The 5161-nt window shown below is 70.5% G+C and carries 2 protein-coding genes and 1 pseudogene; 1 reads left to right on the forward strand and 2 read right to left on the reverse strand.

All coding sequences use genetic code 11. The annotated features are described in order from the left end of the window. Together ACWCO2_RS36620 and ACWCO2_RS36625 are read right to left on the reverse strand one after the other, a co-directional pair. Positions 1-538 (reverse strand): hypothetical protein (locus tag ACWCO2_RS36620; RefSeq protein ID WP_450132395.1); only part of this gene is annotated, 538 nt, incomplete at its 3' end. Positions 539-753: 215 nt separating this feature from the next. Continuing rightward, positions 754-1205, reverse strand: a pseudogene (locus tag ACWCO2_RS36625) (molybdopterin-dependent oxidoreductase); the annotation flags it as partial. A gap of 439 nt (positions 1206-1644) precedes the next feature. Between ACWCO2_RS36625 and ACWCO2_RS36630 the strand changes: the two are divergent. After that, positions 1645-5034, forward strand: a complete 3390-nt coding sequence (locus tag ACWCO2_RS36630) for an NAD-glutamate dehydrogenase domain-containing protein (RefSeq protein WP_450132396.1) — start codon at positions 1645-1647, stop codon at positions 5032-5034. The last annotated feature ends 127 nt before the right edge of the window (positions 5035-5161 follow it).

Consider the following 5161-nt stretch of genomic DNA (forward strand, 5'->3'; position numbering starts at 1 on the left):
GAAAAACCGTTGACCAGCGGCTGGAGTCGTAGCGCAGGCACGGCGCGAGCAGCTCGAACACCACCAGCACCAGGCACCAGCCCACGGTGATCGCCCAGAGCACGAGGTCGACGGTGCGCACCGCCGCAGCCGCCGTCGGCATGTCCAGTGCTTGCAGCGCAGAGTGCAGCTTGCCGGTCGCCACGGTGCTGATCGCGAGCGCACTTCCGGCGATCTGGTGATCCCCGGCTCCGCGGCTGAGCTGCCGGAAGTCGAACCGGACGAGCACCGCGGCGTACAGCACCAGGCCGAGCGCAGTCGCACCGGCACAAACCCACAGCAGCAACGGGGATCGCGCATCGGTGGCGCGCTGACCCGCCAGGACCGCCAACGACTGCGTCGCGACGCAGACCAGGAAGTTCACCCCGACGGTCGGGGTCCTCCAGCCGCGCGTCACCAGCGGCATCAACCCGAGCCACAGCAGCGTCGCCACCGCGAGGAGCACCCAAGCGGTAGACCAGAAGTGCAGGCCGAGGCCGAGAACCCCGGTGGCGGCCACGCAGGTCAACGCGCCGGGGCGGTCGGCCTGCGCTTGGTGTCGAAGGAAATCCGCGCCAGGAACGCCACCGCCAACACGCCCCACAAAGCGGCGGCAACCATCAGCAACACCACGGAGAGCACCGGAAAACCAGCCAATTCGCTGGCGACCGACACCACTCCGATGCTCATCACCACCGCGCCGGATTCGGGCGGTACGCGCTTCCAGTTCATCCGGTCAGCGCCGCTGCCAGCCTCGCGGCAATTGGTCTGGTCGCCGAACACCTGCGGCGAGGCCACCGGGAGGTTCGGCGTACCAGTCGTAGAACGACAGCATCGGCGCGCCGATCAGCGCCATGAACCGCGACCCCACGGCGTGCGAGACCATCGAACTGGCCGGGAACGGGGAGAACCCCGCGATGCGGTCCGGGCCGTGCGCGGCGATGGTGTGCACGTGCGCGGCGGCGATCATCTCGACCGCCTCGTCCCAGGAGATGCGGACCAGCCCGCCCTTGCCGCGGGCCTGCTGGTAGCGCCGCCCGCGCTCGGGATCGTCCACGATGGACTGCCACGCGGCAACGGGATCGCCGGTCTCCCGCCGGGCCTCGCGGTACAGCTCCACCAGCAGGCCGCGGGCGTGCGGGCAGCGGATGCGGGGTGGGGGAGTAGGAGTACCAGGAGAATGAGGCCTGGGTTATGCGTCCCGACATTGGTCGTCAATCGATTGGTGGAATCGCTCGCGCGTTCCCGATGGGGTCGCTCCGGCGCCCGCGACCGCCGGTCCTGCGGCGCGGCCCGGACGGCGGAGCGGGGTTGATCCATTCGGTGGACCAGGTTTGCTCGGGATCGTCCGATGTGGATTAACGTTTGGGGTTCGTCGCCGTGTGCAACCGGGGCCCGTGGGCGTTTCGGGGTGGTTCAGCCCCGAAAGCGCTCACGGGCGTCCGCGCCTCCCTCCCCATAGCTCGATCTCGCGGTGCGGGAATGCCTGGGGCTGCTGATGCCTGGTGGGGCGAAGCTGCTGTGCTGCGGCGGGTGGTGCGAGGCGCGGTGTGGGGCCGGTGGCGGCGGCATAGACTTGGAGCCGGACCGTCGATGCGGCCCTCGTTCGTCGAGGGGGTGGTGGCGGTGGCCGTTCCCACTACCGAGTCGTGGCAGGACGAGCTCCGCGTCCAGCTGGCGGATCGCTATGGCTCCTCCGAAGGGCGCCGGTTGTTCGCCCGGTACGCGGAGGCCTTTCCCGCTGGATACCAGGACGTGTTCTCCGCGGGCCAAGCCGCGCTGGACGTCGGCTCGCTGGAGGAGTTCCAGCCCGACGACGAGCCCCGGCTGACGGTGTTCCCGCTGCTGTGTTCCGGAGCCAACGTCCGGTTCGCGCTGCTGTGGTCGACCCCGCGCCCGGCGCTGCTCGCCGATGTGTTCCCGGTGCTGGAGAACATGGGCCTGCGCATCGCCGACCACCGGCCGTTCGACGTGCGCCCGGTCGGCCGCAACGCCGTCCGGGTCGAGGAGTTCGAGCTGCTCCCGAGGGATTCCGCGCTGCTGGCCGACCCGGTCGCCCGGGATCTGGTGACCGCCGCGTTCACAGCGGTGTGGTGCGGTGACGCGGAGGACGACGGCTTCAACCAGCTCGTGCTGAAGGCCGGAATCGGCTGGCGGGACGTGGTGCTGCTGCGCGCGATCCACGCGTACCTGCGCCAGGGCGGCATCACGTTCAGTCAGGCGTACGTGGAGCGCACGCTTCTCACCCACCGCGAGGTGACCAGGCTGCTGGTGGCGTTGTTCCGGACGCGCTTCGACCCAGCGGTCGCGGACCTCGGACGGCACGCCGCGCTGGACTCCCGAGTCGAGACCGCGCTCAACGCGGTGGTGAACCTCAACGAGGACCGGGTGCTGCGTGCCGTGCGAGCCGTGGTGCTCGCCGCGGTGCGGACCAACTTCTTCCAGCGCGGCCCCGGCGGCCGCGCCAAGCCGTACCTGACGCTCAAGCTCGACCCGAGCAAGCTGGCGTTCCTGCCCGAGCCCCGGCCCGCGGTGGAAACGTTCGTCTACTCGCCGCGGGTGGTGGGCGTGCACCTGCGCGCCGCGAAGGTGGCCCGCGGCGGCATCCGCTGGTCGGACCGCCCGGAGGACTTCCGCGCGGAGGTGCTGGGCCTGCTGAAGGCGCAGATGGTCAAGAACGCGGTCATCGTGCCGCAGGGCGCCAAGGGCGGGTTCGTCGTCAAGCGACCGCCACCGAGCACCGATCCGGAGGCAGTGGCCGCGGAAGTGCGCGATTGCTACACGATGTTCGTCAGCGGGCTGCTCGACGTCACCGACAACCGCCGTCGCGGCGCGGTGGTCCGGCCAGCGGACACCATTTGCCACGACTCCGACGACCCGTACCTGGTGGTGGCCGCGGACAAGGGCACTGCGGCGTTCTCCGACCTGGCGAACTCGATCGCCGCGGAGTACGGGTTCTGGCTGGGGGATGCCTTCGCGTCGGGCGGTTCGAGCGGCTACGACCACAAGGCGATGGCCATCACGGCGCGCGGCGCCTGGGAATCGGTGCGCCGCCACTTCGGCGAGCTGGGCCTGGACCCGGAGCGCGACGAGTTCACCGCGATCGGCGTCGGCGACATGTCCGGCGACGTGTTCGGCAATGCGATGTTGTTGTCGCGCAAGGTGAAACTGGTGGCCGCCTTCGACCACCGGCACATCTTCCTCGACCCCGCCCCGGATCCGCTGGTGTCGTGGACCGAGCGCCGCCGGCTCTTCGACCTGCCGCGCTCATCGTGGCTGGACTACGACCCGACGCTGATCTCGCCCGGCGGCGGGGTGTTCGCCCGCACCGCGAAGTCGATCCCGCTGACCCCGCAGATCCGCCGCGTCCTCGACGTCGACGCGGAGACGCTGCCCTCCGACCAACTCATCCAGGTGGTCCTGCAGGCCCCGGTCGACCTGCTGTTCAACGGTGGCATCGGCACCTACGTCAAGGCTGCAGCGGAGTCGAACGCGCAGGTCGGCGACCGGGCCAACGAGGGTGCCCGGGTCGACGCGGAGCAGGTGCGGGCGCGGGTGGTCGCTGAGGGCGGCAACCTCGGCTTCACCCAACCCGCCCGGATCGAGTTCGCCCTGCGCGGCGGCCGCATCAACACCGACTTCATCGACAACTCGGCGGGCGTCGATATCTCCGACCGCGAGGTGAACCTCAAGATCCTGGTGGACTCGGCACGCCGGCTCCCGCCGCAACGTCGCGACCGGTTGCTCGCCGAGATCGGCGCCGAGGTCGCCGAGCAGGTGCTGGCCGACAACTACCGGCAGGTGCAGGCCATCAGCGTCAGCGAAGCGCTCGGCCAGACCACGCTGGACCGGAGCCTGCAGCTGATGCGCTTCCTGGAGGGCCAGGGCGTCCTCGACCGAGCGCTGGAGTCGCTGCCCGACGACGACGTAATCGCCCGGCGGCGGGCCCTGGGCCTGGGGTTGACCCGGCCGGAGCTCGCCACGCTGCTCGCCCACAGCAAGGAAATGGTTCACCGGATGGCGCTCGATTTGGCGGTGCCGGACGATCCACACGTGATGGCCGGGACCGTCGAGTACCTGCCCGCGGCGCTGCGCGCCGAGTTCGCCGACGAGATCCGGGCCCATCCGCTGCGCCGGGAGATTGCCACGACCGTGCTGGCCAACGAGATGATCAACCGGCTGGGATCAGGGCTGCTGCGCCGCCTGATGCAGCTCACCGGGGACCTCAGCGCGCCGTACCGAGTCTACGTCGCGACGCGCGAACTGCTGGACCTGCCCGCGATCTGGGCGGAGATCGACACCCTGGAGCTGTCCCGGCACGCGCACGCCCAGGTGCGGCTGCTCGCTGCGGTCCGGGAGGTCGTCGAGCAGGTGTCGTTGTGGTTGTTGCGCAACCGCCGGGAGATCGACACGACGGTCGAGGTGGGGCGATTCCGGCCGGCGATGCTGCGGTTGGCCCGCAGCCTGCGCGGTCGGCTGACCGGGCGGGAGCGGCGGCGGGTGGAGCGCGCGATCGCCCGGCTCGCCGGGACCGGTGTCCCGGAGCGGCTGTGCGAGCGGGTCTTCGTGCTCGACCCGCTGTGCTCGGGCATGGACATCGCGGAGATCTCCTGGGCATCTGGCCGCGACCTGGAGTGGACGGCCGGGCTGTACTTCGCGCTGGGTGAGCGGCTCGACCTCGACTGGCTGAAGGAACAGGCGATGGAGCAGCCGGGCGACTCGCACTGGACGGTGCTGGCGAAGGCCTCGCTGCGCGACGACCTGCTCACCCAACGCCGCAGGCTCACGGCCGCGGCCTTGCGCGGCGCGGACGAGTCGACGGCGCCGGACCGGCTCGTCGAGGCCTGGCTCGACGGCAACCTCGACCGGGTCCGGATGTACCGGGAAACCTTCGCGTCGCTGATGGAAGCTGCGGAACCGGATGTGGCGATGCTGTCGGTCGCCCTCCAGGAGTTGCGCAACCTGGCCCAGAGCGGCGGCGGCAACGCTGCGGAGCTGGACGGCCTCGCGGGCTGACCGTCTCTTGTGGACGCTCAGCGCTACCGTGATTCCGAAATGCGCTCCAGCTCGTGGCGGAGCGAGCTGAGCACCTCCACGGCCGGTAGTTCGTGACGCTGGTGGTGAACAGCTGCTGGGCGCCCGG

The organism is Saccharopolyspora sp. NPDC002376 (genome assembly GCF_053593195.1).